This window comes from Aquimarina sp. AWH4_224, from assembly GCF_056160245.1.
This window is the reverse complement of the sequence record NZ_JBSWWU010000005.1, coordinates 286,307-302,036: the sequence shown is the minus strand read 5'-3', so window position 1 is coordinate 302,036 and position 15,730 is coordinate 286,307. Positions and strand designations below refer to the sequence as shown.

The 15,730-nt window shown below is 35.5% G+C and carries 19 protein-coding genes; 5 read left to right on the top strand and 14 right to left on the bottom strand.

The window, feature by feature from the left end:
• Window positions 1–38: 38 nt before the first annotated feature.
• Window positions 39–680, top strand: coding sequence for a protein-L-isoaspartate(D-aspartate) O-methyltransferase (locus ACXAGJ_RS12255; protein ID WP_474840237.1), 642 nt, complete (start codon window positions 39–41; stop codon window positions 678–680).
• On the opposite strand, the gene smpB is transcribed toward ACXAGJ_RS12255, so the two are convergent.
• Window positions 681–1,139: an SsrA-binding protein SmpB gene (gene smpB, locus ACXAGJ_RS12250; protein WP_073316281.1), complete on the bottom strand. Its 459-nt coding sequence runs from the start codon at window positions 1,137–1,139 to the stop codon at window positions 681–683.
• Between the two features lie 82 nt (window positions 1,140–1,221).
• Window positions 1,222–1,578, bottom strand: coding sequence for a DUF3887 domain-containing protein (locus ACXAGJ_RS12245; RefSeq protein ID WP_474840234.1), 357 nt, complete (start codon window positions 1,576–1,578; stop codon window positions 1,222–1,224).
• A 165-nt stretch (window positions 1,579–1,743) separates the two neighbouring features.
• Here ACXAGJ_RS12245 and ACXAGJ_RS12240 point away from each other — a divergent pair, with 165 nt between their 5' ends.
• Window positions 1,744–2,496: a DUF6503 family protein gene (locus tag ACXAGJ_RS12240; RefSeq protein WP_474840232.1), complete on the top strand. Its 753-nt coding sequence runs from the start codon at window positions 1,744–1,746 to the stop codon at window positions 2,494–2,496.
• On the opposite strand, the gene ACXAGJ_RS12235 is transcribed toward ACXAGJ_RS12240, so the two are convergent.
• The 6 genes from ACXAGJ_RS12235 to clpB all read right to left on the bottom strand — a co-directional run bounded on the left by ACXAGJ_RS12235 (window position 2,489) and on the right by clpB (window position 7,883).
• On the bottom strand, window positions 2,489–2,995 hold the full coding sequence (locus ACXAGJ_RS12235) for a phosphoglycerate mutase family protein (RefSeq protein ID WP_474840230.1): 507 nt from the start codon (window positions 2,993–2,995) through the stop codon (window positions 2,489–2,491). The two genes, ACXAGJ_RS12240 and ACXAGJ_RS12235, sit on opposite strands and share 8 nt — an antisense overlap.
• 32 nt (window positions 2,996–3,027) lie before the next feature.
• Complete coding sequence (locus ACXAGJ_RS12230; RefSeq protein WP_280174027.1) at window positions 3,028–3,153, bottom strand: hypothetical protein; 126 nt, start codon at window positions 3,151–3,153, stop codon at window positions 3,028–3,030.
• A gap of 56 nt (window positions 3,154–3,209) precedes the next feature.
• Window positions 3,210–3,692 (bottom strand): acyl-CoA thioesterase, encoded by a 483-nt coding sequence (locus ACXAGJ_RS12225; RefSeq protein ID WP_474840227.1) that lies wholly within the window; start codon window positions 3,690–3,692, stop codon window positions 3,210–3,212.
• 49 nt (window positions 3,693–3,741) lie between these two features.
• Window positions 3,742–4,338: a TetR/AcrR family transcriptional regulator gene (locus tag ACXAGJ_RS12220; protein ID WP_474840225.1), complete on the bottom strand. Its 597-nt coding sequence runs from the start codon at window positions 4,336–4,338 to the stop codon at window positions 3,742–3,744.
• A 92-nt stretch (window positions 4,339–4,430) separates the two neighbouring features.
• Entirely contained in the window at window positions 4,431–5,072 is a 642-nt protein-coding gene (locus tag ACXAGJ_RS12215) for a hypothetical protein (RefSeq protein WP_474840223.1), read from the bottom strand.
• Window positions 5,073–5,282: 210 nt separating this feature from the next.
• On the bottom strand, window positions 5,283–7,883 hold the full coding sequence (gene clpB, locus ACXAGJ_RS12210) for an ATP-dependent chaperone ClpB (RefSeq protein WP_474840221.1): 2,601 nt from the start codon (window positions 7,881–7,883) through the stop codon (window positions 5,283–5,285).
• A 199-nt stretch (window positions 7,884–8,082) separates the two neighbouring features.
• On the opposite strand from clpB, the gene ytxJ reads away from it, so the two are divergent.
• The gene (ytxJ, locus tag ACXAGJ_RS12205; RefSeq protein WP_474840219.1) at window positions 8,083–8,478 is read left to right on the top strand and encodes a bacillithiol system redox-active protein YtxJ; all 396 of its coding nucleotides are present in this window, start codon (window positions 8,083–8,085) and stop codon (window positions 8,476–8,478) included.
• A 44-nt stretch (window positions 8,479–8,522) separates the two neighbouring features.
• Here ytxJ and ACXAGJ_RS12200 read toward each other — a convergent pair whose 3' ends face one another.
• Together ACXAGJ_RS12200 and fahA are read right to left on the bottom strand one after the other, a co-directional pair.
• Entirely contained in the window at window positions 8,523–9,710 is a 1,188-nt protein-coding gene (locus ACXAGJ_RS12200; protein WP_474840217.1) for a hypothetical protein, read from the bottom strand.
• Window positions 9,711–9,817: 107 nt separating this feature from the next.
• A complete protein-coding gene (gene fahA, locus ACXAGJ_RS12195; protein WP_474840215.1) occupies window positions 9,818–11,098 on the bottom strand; it encodes a fumarylacetoacetase in 1,281 nt (426 codons plus the stop codon).
• Window positions 11,099–11,407: 309 nt separating this feature from the next.
• Between fahA and glyA the strand changes: the two genes are divergently transcribed.
• Window positions 11,408–12,682, top strand: a complete 1,275-nt coding sequence (gene glyA / locus ACXAGJ_RS12190) for a serine hydroxymethyltransferase (RefSeq protein ID WP_474840213.1) — start codon at window positions 11,408–11,410, stop codon at window positions 12,680–12,682.
• Between the two features lie 82 nt (window positions 12,683–12,764).
• On the opposite strand, the gene ACXAGJ_RS12185 is transcribed toward glyA, so the two are convergent.
• Genes ACXAGJ_RS12185 through ACXAGJ_RS12170 form a run of 4 tightly spaced genes read right to left on the bottom strand, consistent with a single transcriptional unit; the run spans window position 12,765 to window position 15,011 of the window.
• Window positions 12,765–13,370, bottom strand: a complete 606-nt coding sequence (locus ACXAGJ_RS12185) for a carboxymuconolactone decarboxylase family protein (protein WP_474840211.1) — start codon at window positions 13,368–13,370, stop codon at window positions 12,765–12,767.
• Between the two features lie 5 nt (window positions 13,371–13,375).
• Window positions 13,376–13,888 carry a signal peptidase II gene (lspA, locus tag ACXAGJ_RS12180; RefSeq protein WP_474840209.1) on the bottom strand — a complete coding sequence of 171 codons (513 nt, stop codon included), beginning with the start codon at window positions 13,886–13,888 and terminating at the stop codon, window positions 13,376–13,378.
• Between the two features lie 44 nt (window positions 13,889–13,932).
• Window positions 13,933–14,469: a DUF4440 domain-containing protein gene (locus ACXAGJ_RS12175; RefSeq protein ID WP_474840207.1), complete on the bottom strand. Its 537-nt coding sequence runs from the start codon at window positions 14,467–14,469 to the stop codon at window positions 13,933–13,935.
• 5 nt (window positions 14,470–14,474) lie between these two features.
• Window positions 14,475–15,011 carry a GNAT family N-acetyltransferase gene (locus ACXAGJ_RS12170; RefSeq protein ID WP_474840205.1) on the bottom strand — a complete coding sequence of 179 codons (537 nt, stop codon included), beginning with the start codon at window positions 15,009–15,011 and terminating at the stop codon, window positions 14,475–14,477.
• An 87-nt stretch (window positions 15,012–15,098) separates the two neighbouring features.
• On the opposite strand from ACXAGJ_RS12170, the gene ACXAGJ_RS12165 reads away from it, so the two are divergent.
• Window positions 15,099–15,677: a Crp/Fnr family transcriptional regulator gene (locus ACXAGJ_RS12165; RefSeq protein WP_474840203.1), complete on the top strand. Its 579-nt coding sequence runs from the start codon at window positions 15,099–15,101 to the stop codon at window positions 15,675–15,677.
• Window positions 15,678–15,730: the final 53 nt, after the last annotated feature.

Here is a 15,730-nt window from a genome sequence, read left to right as displayed (position 1 = left end):
TGTGTAATTTTATCGGGCTAAATAACCCCTAGATAATAGTGAAAGATACCCTTAGACATGCAGGAAAAAGAAAACAACTTGTTGATGTTTTGATTCGCAAAGGCATCAAGAACAAGGCTGTTTTGGCTGCTATTAATAGAATACCCCGACATCTCTTTATGGATTCTGGCTTCGAAGATCATGCCTATCAGGATAAAGCCTTCCCGATTGCCGCAGATCAAACTATTTCGCAGCCTTACACTGTAGCTTTTCAATCCGAATTATTGGAGGTTGGGAGTGGAGATAGGGTACTAGAGATAGGAACAGGGTCGGGTTATCAAACCGCAGTGCTTTGCGAATTGGGAGCAAAGGTATATAGTATCGAACGTCAAAAGGAATTGTTTAAAAAGACCAAGCTCTTTTTGTCTAAATTAGGATATCGCCCAAAGCACTTGTCCTTTGGAGATGGATATAAAGGACTAGAAGAGTATGCTCCGTACAAAGGAATTATCGTAACGGCAGGAGCTCCTTATGTACCCAAACCCTTGTTAAGTCAATTGGCTATCAATGGTCGATTGGTAATACCGGTTGGAGAAGATGTTCAGATTATGACTCTTTTTATTCGTAAGACTGAAACTCAATTCGAAAAACACGAATTTGGGGAGTTCAGATTTGTGCCTTTACTAGAGGATAAGAATTGACTATTTGTAATTCTTTTTAATTCGATCTAGGGCTCTTTTGTTATCTCGATCTTTGATCGTTTCTCTTTTGTCGTACATTTTCTTACCTCTGGCTAAAACAATGTCGAGTTTAGCCAATCCTCTATCGTTAATGAACAGACGGGTAGGGATAATCGTTAATCCAGTATTTCTTACTTCTTTTTCAAGCTTTCGTAGTTCCTTTTTGTTGAGTAATAGTTTACGTTCGCTCTTAGGGTTATGATTGAAGTAAGTAGCGTGAGAGTATTCATCAATATGCATATTGATGACAAATAGTTCTCCATTATTGAATTCGCAAAAACTCTCTGCAATACCTGCTTTTCCTTCTCGAATTGCTTTTATTTCGGTACCTGCAAGTTTGATACCCGCAGTATACTTATCGAGAAATTCATACTCGAACTTTGCTTTTCGATTTAATATGTTGATTTTATTCTGATTCATTGTTTCAAATACAGGCCTACAAAAGTACAAAGCTTTCTGAAAAGAAAGCTTTGTTCATCAAAAAATGAATATTTAAAATTTTTTAAGGTTCTTGAAATTGGATGGTAGCTATTTTGTTATCCGTACTTAACTGAAGCTCCATGACCAAACTCATTTTTTCGAATTCTGCTTTATAACTATTAATGCCTTCTGCGGTCTCTATAAATGTTAGTTTTTTTAAAGAACCGAATTGCTCATAACAACCGTTGACAAAACGTGAGACTCCTTCTTTGGTCATTGCCTCCTGCATTTCAGAGGTGTATAAATTAAAAATGTTATCTACGTTTTGAGTATTAAAATTTTCCTGAAAGCTTTTGGTGACTTCTTGATAATTCGTATTATCCTGAGCCAAAAGAGTAGATGAGCAAAGGAATACTAAAAGTAGTAAAGCGTATTTCATAGCGATGATATTTGGGTTTAATGCATATGCAAAATAAATATCTTTTTTAAAAGAAGGAAACATACGTTCAAAAAAACTTGGATTTTGGATGGAGCGCAGTTTAACAAAAATGTCACAGTTATTGGTTTTTTAAAGTTTAATTTAGCCGTCCAAAATGCTATAGAAATGAAAAAATATTTGATTGTTGTATTGGTAGTAACGCTTTCTTCTTTTACAATTTATAATCAGTTACAGGTTCAGGAAATTGTGGATAAAGCAATAGAAAATGCAGGAGGATCGAGATATGATCATGCGGTTATCCATTTTACTTTCCGAGGAAAACAATATAGCAGTAAACGAGATGGGGGAACATATCAACTGGAACGCTTCGTAGAAGGCCCAAAGGGTGTGGTCCATGATATAGTAAGTAATAGCGGATTAGAAAGAACTATTGAAAATTGTAAAGTAAAGGTTGCAGATTCGTTGATTACCAAAATAAGCGATGGGGTAAACTCTGTTCATTATTTTGCAGGACTTCCTTATGGATTAAATGCGGGTGCAGTGAATAAAGAACTGGTTGGAGAATCAACAGTTCTCGGAAAACCGTACTATAAAATAAAAGTGACTTTTGATCAAGAAGGCGGAGGAACAGATTTTGAAGATGAATTTCTGTATTGGATTCATAAAGAAAACTATACTGTGGATTATTTGGCATACAAATATGCGGTGAATGAAGGCGGCATTCGATTCAGAGAGGCGTACAATCCAAGAGTTGTAAACGGTATTCGTTTTGTGGATTACAACAATTACAAAACGGACGATTTAAAAACTCCTTTATCAGATTTGGATCAATTGTTTGAGAACAAAAAGCTGAAATTACTTTCTAAAATAGCTTTAGAAGATATTTATGTGTATATCGATAAGGTTGCTGCTAATTGATAATTAGCATGTGATCGACAATCTCACCGTTTTTTAACGTTACTATAAATAGCTTTCCGTATACTTTTTCGTCTATTTTATCGTACTTTTTTGTACCCAGAATGGTATTAACAAAGGTAGGAGTAGAGTTGCTGTGCCCTACAATAACACTGGTTTTTCCTTTTGTTTTTTCCTGAAACTCTGGTTCGTTTAGTTTTTTGTGATCATAAATCAATAAAGGAGCATTTTGCGCTTTTACGATAGGTTCGGCAGTATGTCTTGTCCTTATAAAGTCTGAAGAAAATACGAAATCAATTTTTATATCAGCTAGCACTTTTGCCCAATTTTGAGCACGTTCTTCACCTTCTTTTGTAAGTTCTGGGTCTCTGTTATTTGGATCGCTAAGCTCTTTTTCGGCATGACGAATAAAATAATAGGTAGTAGTTTCTGCAGTGTCAGATTTTTGTGCAATAGCAGAAAAAGACAATAGAAACACTAATAGACTTAGAGTAAATCTCATGGCTAGCTTGTTTTTTTGATAAATATAAATAATTAATCCAACATCCCCATTTTCCAGATAACAACGATCATAGAAAGAATAGCAATGATGAAGAATCCTATATATATGTAGTAACTTCTCTTTTTGTGAGAAGAGCCAAGATCTCCGGATGATTTCATATGGCCAGGCTTTAGGTGGTTGTATGTGCTTATAAGACTGCCAAAAACCATAAGTGTTACACTTTTTGTGGTTTTAACTGTAAAATTCTTTCTTCAAAATTCTTTACCGATAATGGCATTACCACATTTTGAAATAATTCGGACAGTTCAGGTTGGTGATTCCATCTTTTTTGTTTCAATAGGTTGAAGTGTACAAAGGTGCTCCACATCACAGCCTTAAGTTCTGTTTTTTCATTATTCCACATTCTGATTTCTACATGAAGCTGGTTCTCTGTAAAATGTATTAATTGAGAATCAATAACGACTTCTTCCATCACAAGAGCAGGTTTCAGATATGCAATTTGATTACTGCCCACTACCCAGCTTATCCCTTGATTTTTGGCAAGCTTAAAGATGTCAAGGTTGTAGTGTTTTTCGATTTGATCTTCTCGGGCATTGATCATGTAGTTGATATAAGCCGCATTGTTAAGATGGTTAAAAGGATCGCAATCTTGAAATCTGATTTTTGCTTTACTTTCTAATACTTTTAGTAATTCCATAGTCTTGTTTATTATAATATACCAATCGGTATATTTTCGGTTAAAAAAATTATTTTTTTAGTTCAATTCGGATCATATTATCAATTTGATCCATAGTGTCTAGCATATATTCATTATCATCCATCGTATGGGTCATAAAAATAGCTCCGGTAATCATGCTGTATAGTCGTTTGGAATATCGCATGGCGTTTACCGTCTCTTTTATTTCACCTGCTTCTTTTCCTTTTTCTATGAGCTTTGCCAGGTTGTTTTGAATTTTATTAATTGAAAATCGAGCAGATTCAAAAAGGATATCATTTTGATATTTTGAATCTATAGACATGTTAATCACCGGGCATCCTCCAATCTCTTGAGTATAATTGTAATAATTTCTATAAAAATCTGTAACCAGGTATAATTGTTCCAAAGGAGATTCGCTAAGGGATTGATGCTCAGCGATTCGTTTTAGCATCTTTTTTTCAGTCATTCTAAAAGCAGCAATAGCCAGCTCTTCCTTGTTTTTGAAGTTACCATAAATGGCCCCCTTGGTCAAGCCAGTAGCTTTGGTAATATCACTCAAACTTGTTGCAGCATACCCATTTTTATTAAATATGGGGGCCACAGTTTCAATGATAAATTCTGCTGTTTGTTCGGCTTTGGTTAACATTAGGATTTAGAATTATTAATTCAAAGATATAAAAAATATACCAATTGGTATATTTTGAAGTGTTTTTTATTCTTAATTTAGAGTTTTAAGATTTAATTGATTCCTGCGCTACTATAAATAAGGTTGTGAATTTCGCTGTCTTTGATGCTTCTTGGTAGATCGCAAGCATCAGCTACATGTTGTTCTTGATATCCTACAAGAATGTCAAATTTTTCCAGTGCTTCTTGTGCTTGTTCGCAGCCAATGTTTTTGTTCCGAACATGTTGCGTCTTTCTTTGTGGAGAATTACTGCGATTTTCGAAATCTTTAAACTGGCATTTGATCACCTCTCGATCTTTAAAATAGAAACGTTCTTCCAGCGTTAACGTCACGTTTACTAGTTTGCGTTTGCCGCTTTTTGTTTTTTCGTAGTCCTTATACCAAATGTTATGTATAGCATATTGAAAAAACAGTTGGTTATCCCACACATAAAATTCATCTCTAAACTGAACATGTCCTTCTTTATAGATGTGGACGATGTGTTTCAATTCGGTGCCATTATAGTAAAAGGTTAATGTGCCTTCTTCAGCAGTTTCTTCACAAGAATAATTGGTATGATGTTGTCGTAAAGCATTAGAGTCTACCAATTCACGAATTAACTGATACTTATTTCGGATATCAGATAGCGGACCCTTTCGGCTTTGACCAAAACAGATACTAGAGGTGAGAAGAAGTAACAAAAAAGTTGGTTTCATTGCAGTTGCAATGTAGCTAAAAGCATCTTTTTTTCAAGATTTAGTTATCAACCGTGTAGGAATAAATTTGTTAATATCTACGGTAAAACCGTAATTTAGTGAGGTTTGTAAGAATATTCAACCTGTTTATTTTTTTTAAAATGAGAAAATAAAACAGTCTATAACTTATTATTATAGACTGTTTTATGGTGTTTTTAACAGTTTTTTATGTTAACTAACCAGGTTTTCTTGGTTCCTAAAAACCAGATTATCGTCAAATTCATCCAGTAAAATGATACTATCTGTTGAAACTTTACCGGCTAAAATTTCTTTAGATAACTTATTCAGTACCTCTTTTTGAATGGTTCTTTTGATAGGTCTTGCTCCAAATTCTGGTTGAAATCCTCTTTCTGAAAGATATACGATAGCTTCTTCGGTAGCATCCAAAGTGATACTTTGTTGTTTCAACATTTCAGAGACATTTACAAGCTGAAGTTTTACAATCTCTTCGATATTGGATTTGGTCAATGGTGAAAACATTACTATATCATCTATTCTATTCAGAAACTCCGGGCGAACCGTTTGTTTTAATAGACCTAAAACTTCCACCTTGGCGGCTTCCATCGCGGTATCCATATCTTTGATTCCTTCTAGCTTATCCTGAATAATATGACTACCCATATTACTAGTCATGATGATAATCGTATTTCTAAAATCAGCCGTTCTACCTTTATTATCCGTAAGTCTACCTTCGTCAAGGACTTGCAACAGAATATTAAAGGTATCTGGATGCGCTTTTTCTATCTCATCGAGTAGAACCACAGAATACGGTTTTCTTCTCACTGCTTCTGTAAGCTGCCCACCTTCATCATATCCCACATATCCAGGAGGCGCTCCTACCAATCTGCTCACCGAATGACGTTCTTGATACTCACTCATATCTATTCTGGTCATGGCACTTTCGTCGTTAAATAAAAACTCAGCAAGCGCTTTGGCTAATTCGGTTTTACCAACTCCGGTAGTACCCAAAAACAGGAAGGAACCAATCGGTTTTTTCTGATCTTGCAATCCAGCTCTACTTCTTCGTACAGCATCACTTACAGCTTGTATCGCTTCTTCTTGCCCTACAACACGTTTTTGAAGCTCTTCTTCAAGAACAAGTAGCTTTTCTCTTTCACTTTGTAGCATTCTCGTAACAGGAATGCCTGTCCATTTGGCCACCACTTCGGCAATGTCATCATTGGTTACCTCTTCCTTGATTAAAGAAGTACTGCTTTGTTGTTGTTCTAATTGTTTTTGAAGTTGCTCAAGCTCTTGTTGCGCTTCCTTAATTTTTCCGTATCGTATTTCGGCTACTTTACCATAATCTCCATTTCGTTCTGCACGTTCTGCTTCCAGTTTATACTCTTCGATATCTTTTTTGGTATTCTGAATGCTATCTACAACTTCTTTCTCACTTTGCCACTTCGCAAAGATTTCATTTCGCTCTTCTTTTAGATTTGCCAAATCACTGTTTAAAGCACCTAATTTGGCTGCATCATTTTCTCTTTTGATGGCTTCAATCTCTATTTCTAATTGCATCACCTTACGGTCTAGTACATCCAGTTCTTCAGGTTTAGAATTGATTTCCATTCTAAGCTTAGAAGCAGCTTCATCCATCAAATCAATAGCCTTGTCTGGTAAAAATCTATTGGTAATATAACGCTGAGAAAGCTCTACCGCAGCAATGATTGCTTCATCTTTGATTCGAACTTTATGATGCGTTTCATATTTTTCTTTGATTCCTCTTAAAATTGAGATCGCACTTTCGGTATCGGGCTCGTCTACGGTTACTTTTTGAAATCTTCTTTCCAGAGCTTTGTCTTTTTCAAAATACTTTTGATATTCATCAAGAGTAGTGGCCCCGATAGCTCTCAGTTCTCCTCTAGCTAGTGCAGGTTTCAGGATGTTAGCTGCATCCATAGCTCCCTGCCCACCTCCGGCACCTACCAAGGTGTGGATTTCATCTATAAATAATACGATATCTCCATCGCTAGAGGTTACCTCTTTTACTACCGCTTTTAATCGCTCTTCAAATTCTCCTTTAAACTTTGCTCCGGCGATAAGGGCTCCCATATCCAACGAGAAAATCCTTTTGTCTTTCAAGTTTTCTGGAATATCTCCTGCGATGATTCGATGTGCTAGTCCTTCGGCGATTGCCGTTTTACCCACCCCAGGCTCTCCAATCAACATAGGGTTATTTTTGGTTCTTCTGGAGAGGATTTGGAGTATTCTTCGGATTTCTTCATCTCGACCAATTACAGGATCCAGTTTTCCGCTTTCTGCCAGTTCATTTAGGTTTTTGGCGTACTTGTTTAGGGATTGATAAGTGTCTTCCGCACTTTGCGAGGTTACGCGTTCTCCTTGTCTGATCTCATTGATTGCTTCGTTCAAATCTTTTTGAGTTACTCCCTGATCTTTGAGAATCTGAGCAATTTTACTCTTCGATTTAAAAATGGCAATTACCAAATGTTCTATAGAAACATATTCATCATTCATTTTTTTGGCAACGATGCTAGCTTCATTTAGCGATGTGCCTGCTTCTCGAGATAGTTGTATATCTCCTCCTGTTACTTTAGGAAAACTTTCTAATGTGCTATCCAATACTTTTTGAAGTAAAGTAATATTTACATTCAATTTCTTAAGCAAGAATGGAAGTACATTTTCATCTACCGTAAGAATAGCTTTGAAAATGTGTTCATTCTCAATTTGCTGATGCCCGAAACTTTGAGCAAGCTGTTGCGCTTGCTGTATCGCTTCTTGTGATTTTATAGTGAAATTATTAAAATTCATTGTTGTTTATTTTGAGTTCGTTTCCATAGAATCAAATTGTATTCCTATTTAGTTTTAATGTCAAAATGTCTTGCAAACTGTTGGTTTTGCTGACTTTTTGACGTTTTGTAATATTTTGTATTGTGTAGCGACCAAAAGGAATACCCTATTTAAAGATAGGAATCATTTGCGTAAGTTTGTAACAAATTAAAACAAAGAAATGGGATTATTCGGAAAACTATTTGGATCTGGAGAAAAAGAAGGTAAGGAAGAAAAAGAAGCGTTGCCATGGCAACAGATCACCAGACTAGATCAATTGGATGTTATTGCCAAAAGATCAAAAACGAAAACTCAGGTGATATTCAAACATTCTACACGATGTGGAATTAGTAGAATGGTAATTCGAAATTTTGAGAGTAGTTTTGATTTGTCTGCGGATCAAATTGATCTGTATTATTTGGACTTATTGAACTTTAGAGATATTTCTGCCGAGATAGCAGCAAAGTTTCAGGTATTTCACGAATCACCTCAAATGATCGTGATAAGAAATGGAGTTGCAGTGCATCATTCTTCTCATAGTATGATTACACCGCACGTGATACATCAATTTGTATAGTATAAAAAAAGGGAGGTTCAATAACCTCCCTTTTTTATTTTGATTTATTGAAATCTATAACTCGTAATAATATTTTTCAATTTATTTTTCAGATCCTCACCAGAATCATAAACCATTTGTTCATTCGATGGGAATCTTACGGCTTGTAATCCTAAGAATCTGACCAAATCATCATCCAAGGCTCTTTTATCACCATTGTAATTGGCATAGATATGTTCAAAAACATATTCGCTTGCCAGTGGGAACGCTTCCAGAAGCTGTCTTGTTCTTAGGTTCTTGTATTGCACATTACCGGTAACTCTGGCAGATTTGAATTGAGTAAACTCATAGTATTCACAAAATACTTTTACCATCTTATCTACCTTAACCTTGTTTCCTTCTTCATCTTTAACCACTTCGCCATTTTCATCCAAGAGGTATTCCCAACCATCTTTGATCAACTTTTCTTTTTGTAATTGTCGTTCTCTAACCTGCTCTGGAGAAATTTGAATATCTCTGAAAGTTACTTCCATTGCATAATCATAATTTACCTTGTTTTGAGGTTGACTATGATATACGGTCCATAGATCATTTAGTCCGTAGGTTCCAAAATTAAGTAGGTCCTCTTCTAATCTTTTTGGGATGATTACATTGGTACTATTTTTCATATTCACTTTTACAAAATCAATACCCTTATAATGCGCTTCCTCGATTAGATTCAGCGTATTCTTATAATTAGGATTAATTTTGTCTAGATATACCAAATCGTCATAAACCGCACGGTAGTCCGCTTTTTGTCTTGCATTAGACAGTAGGTTTTTTGCATTGTTATATAGGTAATCAGATAGTTTTTCTTTGGTAGATATGATTTTTTGATCATAATTTTCCATTAAGAAGTTGGCATTACGACCTTGTTCTATAACATAAAGTGGTAATAAAGGCTTTATCCTTTCCTGTCTTTTTCTCATGGACTCCAGGGAAGTATAAATTCGTTCCAGATTTGCTGGATTCCCTTCTTTTTCCATGTAGCTCACAGCATTCTTATCCCGATCCACGACCTTTGCATAGGCCTGTTCTAACATTAAGATATAAGGCTGCTTACCTTTCTTTTCTTTATTTGTTCGAAGCTTGTTTAAAGCAATATTAATTGCCTGGTCATAGTTTCCGGTATTCAGTGCCTTTTCTGTTTCTTTGACACTACTACAAGAAGATACTATAACGAGCAAAGAGAATAAAAGTAGTAGTTTTTTCATGTCGTTTGTTTTTTAGATTTGGGATACAAAATCAATTTTGATGCCACAAAATAACAAAAAACCTCGAAACCTTTGTTTTCGAGGTTTAAAAGATGTTTTTTGAGTTCTTATTTTTTGAAGATAGGCAGTAGTTTAGTGGATACTTCTCCAAATCCAATACGAACTCCCGAGTTCTCACAATACCCTCGCATGATAACGGTGTCATTATCTTCGATAAACTTTCGACTTCCACCGCTTTTAAGCTGTACGGGTTTTTCTCCTCGCCAACTTAATTCCAGCATCGATCCATAAGAATCTGGTGTTGGTCCAGATAATGTACCACTTCCCATCATGTCTCCAGAGTTCACGGGACATCCATTAATGGTATGGTGTGCTAGCTGTTGAGACATATTCCAGTACATATACTTGAAATTACTCTCGCATACGATAGTTTCTTCTTCGTTTTCTGGTTGGATCGCCACTTCCAGGTTGATATCAAAACTTTTCTTTCCTGTAGATTGAAGATAGGGTAGAGGTTCTTTTAACAGCTTAGGCCCATCAGTTCTATAAGGTTCTAATGCATCCAAAGTTACAATCCATGGCGAAATGGAAGAGGCAAAGTTTTTACCTAAGAAAGGACCTAGCGGCACATATTCCCATTTTTGAATATCTCTAGCACTCCAGTCGTTAAATAATACCAAACCAAAAATATAATCTTCAGCTTCTTCAATAGGGATAGGTTCTCCAAGCGCATTGGCATCTGTGGTGATAAATGCCATTTCAAGTTCAAAGTCCACTAAACGAGATGGCCCAAAAATAGGCTCTGTAGCTCCATTGGTTAGCTTTTGTCCTTGTGGTCGATGGATCGGAATTCCTGAAGGAATAATAGAACTACTACGACCATGATATCCTACCGGAAGATGCAACCAGTTTGGCATTAATGCATTTTCCTTTCCTCTAAACATAGTACCTACGTTGGTAGCGTGTTCTATACTACTGTAAAAATCGGTATAATCTCCTACACTAACCGGCAATTGCATTTCAATTTCATCCAAGGAAAAAAGAACCGCTTTTTTATGATCTTCATTATTTTTTAACGCATCATTTTTTGCGTCAAAGATTTCTGCAATTCTATTTCTTACCAGTCTCCATGTTTTTTTACCATCAGAAATAAAATCATTTAGTGAATCCTGAAGAAAAATATCATCGGTTAGGGGGATTCCATCAAAGTATCCCAATTGATGTAGAGCACCAAGATCTATTGCTGTATCACCAATTCTTGTTCCTATAGTAATAATATCATCTCTTGTAAGAAACACTCCAAACGGTATGTTTTGTATAGGAAAGTCAGTATTTACTGTAGTTTCAATCCAGGTCTTTCTATCTGGATTATTTGCAGTTATTGGCATCGTTGTTTTTTTATGTTATTGCTAATTCGAATAATCAAATATATAATTTTAGAACGGTTCTTGGTTTTTAATTCTGTGAAAAATAATTAAAAGATTCTTAAGGAATGATAACCCTCAATATTATGATGTTTTTTTGATAAATGTTCTATGATTATATCCCCAAAAATTGTGTTTTAAAACGGATAATTTCTGGAAGAACATAGAACTCTCAAACTGTGAACAAATTGTTCATATTTATTAAGGATTGTTTAGGTAATTGTAAAGAAAGGATTCCCTATTTTTGCTTTTTTATTAACAAACTAGGAATACATGCAACGCGACGAACAAATTTTTGATTTGATTCAAGACGAAAAAGAACGTCAGATCAACGGATTAGAGCTTATAGCTTCTGAGAACTTTGTGAGTGAACAAGTAATGGAGGCAGCCGGATCAGTATTAACCAATAAGTACGCCGAAGGATACCCCGGTAAAAGATATTACGGAGGGTGTGCTGTGGTGGATGTTGTCGAACAAATTGCTATCGATCGTGCCAAAGAATTATTCGGTGCGGCCTATGCTAATGTTCAACCTCATTCTGGATCTCAAGCCAATACAGCGGTATATCATGCTTGTTTGAAACCTGGAGATAAAATACTAGGTTTTGATCTTTCTCATGGTGGACATTTAACCCATGGTTCTCCCGTGAATTTTTCAGGAAAATTATACAATCCTGTTTTTTATGGAGTGGAGAAAGAAACCGGACGTTTAAATTATGACAAGATCCAAGAGATCGCCGAAGCAGAGCAACCACAATTAATCATTGCAGGAGCTTCTGCGTATTCCAGAGAAATAGATTACAAAAGATTCAGAGAAATAGCAGATAGCGTAGGTGCCATTCTTATGGCGGATATTGCACACCCTGCAGGTTTGATCGCTAAAGGAGTAATATCAGACCCTGTTCCTTATTGTCATGTAGTTACTACAACTACTCATAAAACACTTCGTGGACCAAGAGGAGGATTGATCCTAATGGGAGAAGATTTTGAAAACCCTTTTGGAATTACTTTAAAAAGTGGTAAAAAGCGAATGATGTCTTCGATGTTTGATAGTGCTGTTTTTCCTGGTAACCAGGGAGGCCCACTAGAACATATCATTGCAGCAAAAGCAATCGCATTTGGAGAAGCATTGACCGATGAGTTCTTACACTATATTGTACAGGTGAAGAAAAATGCCGCTGTGATGGCAGAAGCGTTCGTGAAAAAAGGATATGAGGTGATTTCTGGAGGTACAGATAATCATATGATGTTGATTGACCTAAGAAATAAAAACGTGACCGGAAAGCAAGCTGAAGAAGCTTTGGGTGTTGCGGAAATTACGGTGAACAAAAACATGGTTCCGTTTGATGATAAATCACCATTTGTTACTTCAGGGATTCGTATAGGAGTCTCTGCAGTTACTACCAGAGGTCTAAAAGAAGACGATATGCTTAAGATTGTAGAATTAATCGATAAAGTAATCGTTAATGTAGAAAATGAAGAAGAATTACACAAGATAGCTGATGAGGTGAATGCGATGATGGCCGATAAGCCATTGTTTGTAAGCTAATCAGTAAGATTACAAATTTTGAGAACCAGTATCGAAGTATCGGTACTGGTTTTTTTATTTTAAAAAATTACACAAAACAATTTTAAGAATGTTCCCAGTTATCTGGATCAGCGCTGTCATTAGGGGATAAGCCAATGATATCACCTTCAGTGTTTACGCCAAGACCTACCACTGTTCGGTTTACATAATTAAAATAGCTAACCACTTGGTTGATTTCCAGAATCTCCCCATCCGTCAAATTTTGATCTCGTAGCGCATGAATATCTGATTCGGTAATAGTGTGATGCGCTAGCGTAAGTTTTTTGGCATATGCTAATCCAGCAAGGAATTGATATTTAAAATGTGCTTTTACATCATCATTGAGAAGACAAGTTTTAATCTCCAGAAATTTATGGTCGTCTTGTAATAATCGTTTCAAACCTTCGGCATGATGATCCACACAATAACTACATTGATTCAACGAACTTACATATACACCTAGCGTTTCCAAATACCATTTGGGCAGTGTGTTGTTAGAATTATGAAGTACATTTTTGTACAACCCCATATGACCTATTAAAGAGTGAGGTCTTAAGCTATGTATGGATAACACATTATCGATATTGTTATTCGGACCTTTTACACGATCGTAGATCTTTTTTAATTGCCCGATGGCTTGATCGTACGGAATTTCTTTTATCCAACTCATGCTTTTTACTTTTTAAATAAGATTTCGTCTTTGTTTATCAAAACACTGAACAATACCAGAATAGAACCAACCATAATCGAAACATCGGCAAGATTGAAAATCTCGGTTTTGATAAGCCCGAGATCCAGAATTAGGAAATCGGTAACAGAGTTATGTACAATACGGTCAAATAGATTCCCAATACCACCACCTATAATAAAGGCAAAACCTACAACAGTTTCTTTTTTGTATTTTGTTTGTATCAGTATATGGCGAAGTAAAAAGACCAACACCAAAGTCGGAATGATTTGTAAGAAAATGACTTTCAATATAGGAGATAAATCAGATCCAATACTCCATGCCGCACCTTCGTTTTCGACTTTAGTCAATACAAAACTATTTTGTATTACATGAATTCTTTCTTCCTTTGCTATCGTTTGTCGCACTACGTTTTTTGAAACCTGATCACAACTTACGTTGAGCAGCACTAAAGCTAATATTAAAGTAATTCTTAGTTTTTTAGCAATTTTTATGGACATATTAAAAGGATGATTTATATTAAAATTAGGCAAGAGTAGGTTTTTTACTGTTTCCAATAGTCTTTGAAATCTGTAATAGGAAAAGCTTCTTTATATTTTTCGCCGTTGATGGTTCTGTTCTCGTTCGAGTCGTAATCCAGGGTGATTTTCCAATTTTTACCTTCTAACTTTAATAAAAGATGAAATTGTCCATAAGATGTTTTTTCTTCATTGTTTTTATTGGTGTAATACACGCGATAAATACCTCGGTCAGAAATCAGCGAATCCGATAGGATTCTTTCAAAAAGTCTGAAGCTGATTTTTGCAGGTTTTCTATCGGGTTCGCTCCATCTTTTTTGATATCCTTCCAAATATTGAGAAACTGTTTTTATCTCTCCACCATTTCCTGAAATTCGTATCATTTCTTTGCTATGTATAGAAGCAAAAAGGTCATAATCCAATGTTTCAAAAGCTTTGGAAAAGTTCTCGTAAATATCTGCATTGATTTTGTCGTGTATGGTTGCTTTTTGGGCAATACTTTGTTGCATTCCGCAGATCACAAGTGAAAGCAATATAAAGTTCGGAATATATTTAGATAGCATGAGGATTAAGATTTTGACTTTTTATACAAGACACAAGATAACAATTCTGGATAGTTCTCCAGTTTAGGATGCAAAAAGGTTTCTATTCTTTCCATTCCTATTTTTTTCATTATGAGTTCTGATTTCACATTAATTTCTGGTGCAACAGAATATATGGTATCCAAACCAATTTGATGATAACCATAATCCAAGCACGCTTTAGCGCCTTCTGTAGCATAACCTTGATTCCAAATACTTTTTTTTAAGCGCCATCCGATATCTACAAAGGTTCCAAGTTTTGTTAAATAAGTTTGTTCGGATAGCCCTATAAACCCTATAAATTCCTGATTTTCCAAAAGGTCTACGGCAAAATAACAAAACCCTTGTTCCTTATACATGCTTTGCATTCTTTTAATAAAATCCTCAGTATCATCTTTTGAGGGTTTAAAAGGGAAAAATTCCATAACGTCATCATCATTATTGATGTGATACAAAGCTTCAAGATCATCTGTTGACCATTCCCGAAAACCAAGCCGTTGCGATGAGAAAATATAAGTGTTCATAAGGTCGTTGCTAAAGAGAAGACTAAAATATGTTTTTCTTTCAAAAATGCTTTCTTTGTATACCAAACATTATATGTATTTTGTGATATGCACCCATTACAGCAACACTTATCCAAAGAAGTTGATCTTACCAGCGCTGAGTTTGAGAAGGTTTTAGGCTATTTCGAACCCATTTCTTTTCAAAAGAAAGATCAAGTGATGCATTCTGGCCAATACATCAATCATCAATACTACGTGATAAGTGGATGTTTGCGTACGTATTTGTTGGATCGAGATGCAAAAGAGCATACTTTGCAATTTGCTGTGGAAAATTGGTGGTCTAGTGATTATATAGCCTATTACACTGGAGCTAAATCTATCTTGAATATTGAATGTATAGAAGATACAGAGCTACTACGTGTCAATAAAAAAGATATTTTATTGCTGTTTGAAGAGGTTCCTAAATTAGAACGTTTCTTCCGTAGACAACTTGAAAATGCTTTTGTTGCCTTTCAAAAAAGAATACTTTCCAATTTAAATAATACTGCCGAAGAGCGTTATGATGCTTTTTTACAAAGTTATCCAAATATCGAGCAACGCGTAAAAAATTATCAGATCGCCTCTTATCTTGGGATTACTCCGGAAAGCTTAAGCAGGATTCGAAAACAAGTCAAAAAGAGCACTTAAGCTACTATATACCTTTCTTATCATACATCAATTTTTAGCAGACACGTCGGTTA

What these genes read in the sequence shown, in the direction of transcription:
- ACXAGJ_RS12230 (WP_280174027.1), bottom strand. Translation starts at nt 3,153, where the DNA reads ATGAAATCATCCGGAGATCTTGGCTCTTCTCACAAAAAGAGAAGTTAC.
- lspA (WP_474840209.1), bottom strand. Translation starts at nt 13,888, where the DNA reads ATGTCCATAAAAATTGCTAAAAAACTAAGAATTACTTTAATATTAGCT.
- ACXAGJ_RS12200 (WP_474840217.1), bottom strand. Translation starts at nt 9,710, where the DNA reads ATGAAAAAACTACTACTTTTATTCTCTTTGCTCGTTATAGTATCTTCT.
- ACXAGJ_RS12240 (WP_474840232.1), top strand. Translation starts at nt 1,744, where the DNA reads ATGAAAAAATATTTGATTGTTGTATTGGTAGTAACGCTTTCTTCTTTT.
- clpB (WP_474840221.1), bottom strand. Translation starts at nt 7,883, where the DNA reads ATGAATTTTAATAATTTCACTATAAAATCACAAGAAGCGATACAGCAA.
- ACXAGJ_RS12235 (WP_474840230.1), bottom strand. Translation starts at nt 2,995, where the DNA reads ATGAGATTTACTCTAAGTCTATTAGTGTTTCTATTGTCTTTTTCTGCT.
- ACXAGJ_RS12215 (WP_474840223.1), bottom strand. Translation starts at nt 5,072, where the DNA reads ATGAAACCAACTTTTTTGTTACTTCTTCTCACCTCTAGTATCTGTTTT.
- ACXAGJ_RS12175 (WP_474840207.1), bottom strand. Translation starts at nt 14,469, where the DNA reads ATGCTATCTAAATATATTCCGAACTTTATATTGCTTTCACTTGTGATC.
- ACXAGJ_RS12185 (WP_474840211.1), bottom strand. Translation starts at nt 13,370, where the DNA reads ATGAGTTGGATAAAAGAAATTCCGTACGATCAAGCCATCGGGCAATTA.
- ACXAGJ_RS12165 (WP_474840203.1), top strand. Translation starts at nt 15,099, where the DNA reads ATGCACCCATTACAGCAACACTTATCCAAAGAAGTTGATCTTACCAGC.
- ACXAGJ_RS12225 (WP_474840227.1), bottom strand. Translation starts at nt 3,692, where the DNA reads ATGGAATTACTAAAAGTATTAGAAAGTAAAGCAAAAATCAGATTTCAA.
- fahA (WP_474840215.1), bottom strand. Translation starts at nt 11,098, where the DNA reads ATGCCAATAACTGCAAATAATCCAGATAGAAAGACCTGGATTGAAACT.
- ACXAGJ_RS12245 (WP_474840234.1), bottom strand. Translation starts at nt 1,578, where the DNA reads ATGAAATACGCTTTACTACTTTTAGTATTCCTTTGCTCATCTACTCTT.
- ACXAGJ_RS12220 (WP_474840225.1), bottom strand. Translation starts at nt 4,338, where the DNA reads ATGTTAACCAAAGCCGAACAAACAGCAGAATTTATCATTGAAACTGTG.
- ytxJ (WP_474840219.1), top strand. Translation starts at nt 8,083, where the DNA reads ATGGGATTATTCGGAAAACTATTTGGATCTGGAGAAAAAGAAGGTAAG.
- glyA (WP_474840213.1), top strand. Translation starts at nt 11,408, where the DNA reads ATGCAACGCGACGAACAAATTTTTGATTTGATTCAAGACGAAAAAGAA.
- smpB (WP_073316281.1), bottom strand. Translation starts at nt 1,139, where the DNA reads ATGAATCAGAATAAAATCAACATATTAAATCGAAAAGCAAAGTTCGAG.
- ACXAGJ_RS12170 (WP_474840205.1), bottom strand. Translation starts at nt 15,011, where the DNA reads ATGAACACTTATATTTTCTCATCGCAACGGCTTGGTTTTCGGGAATGG.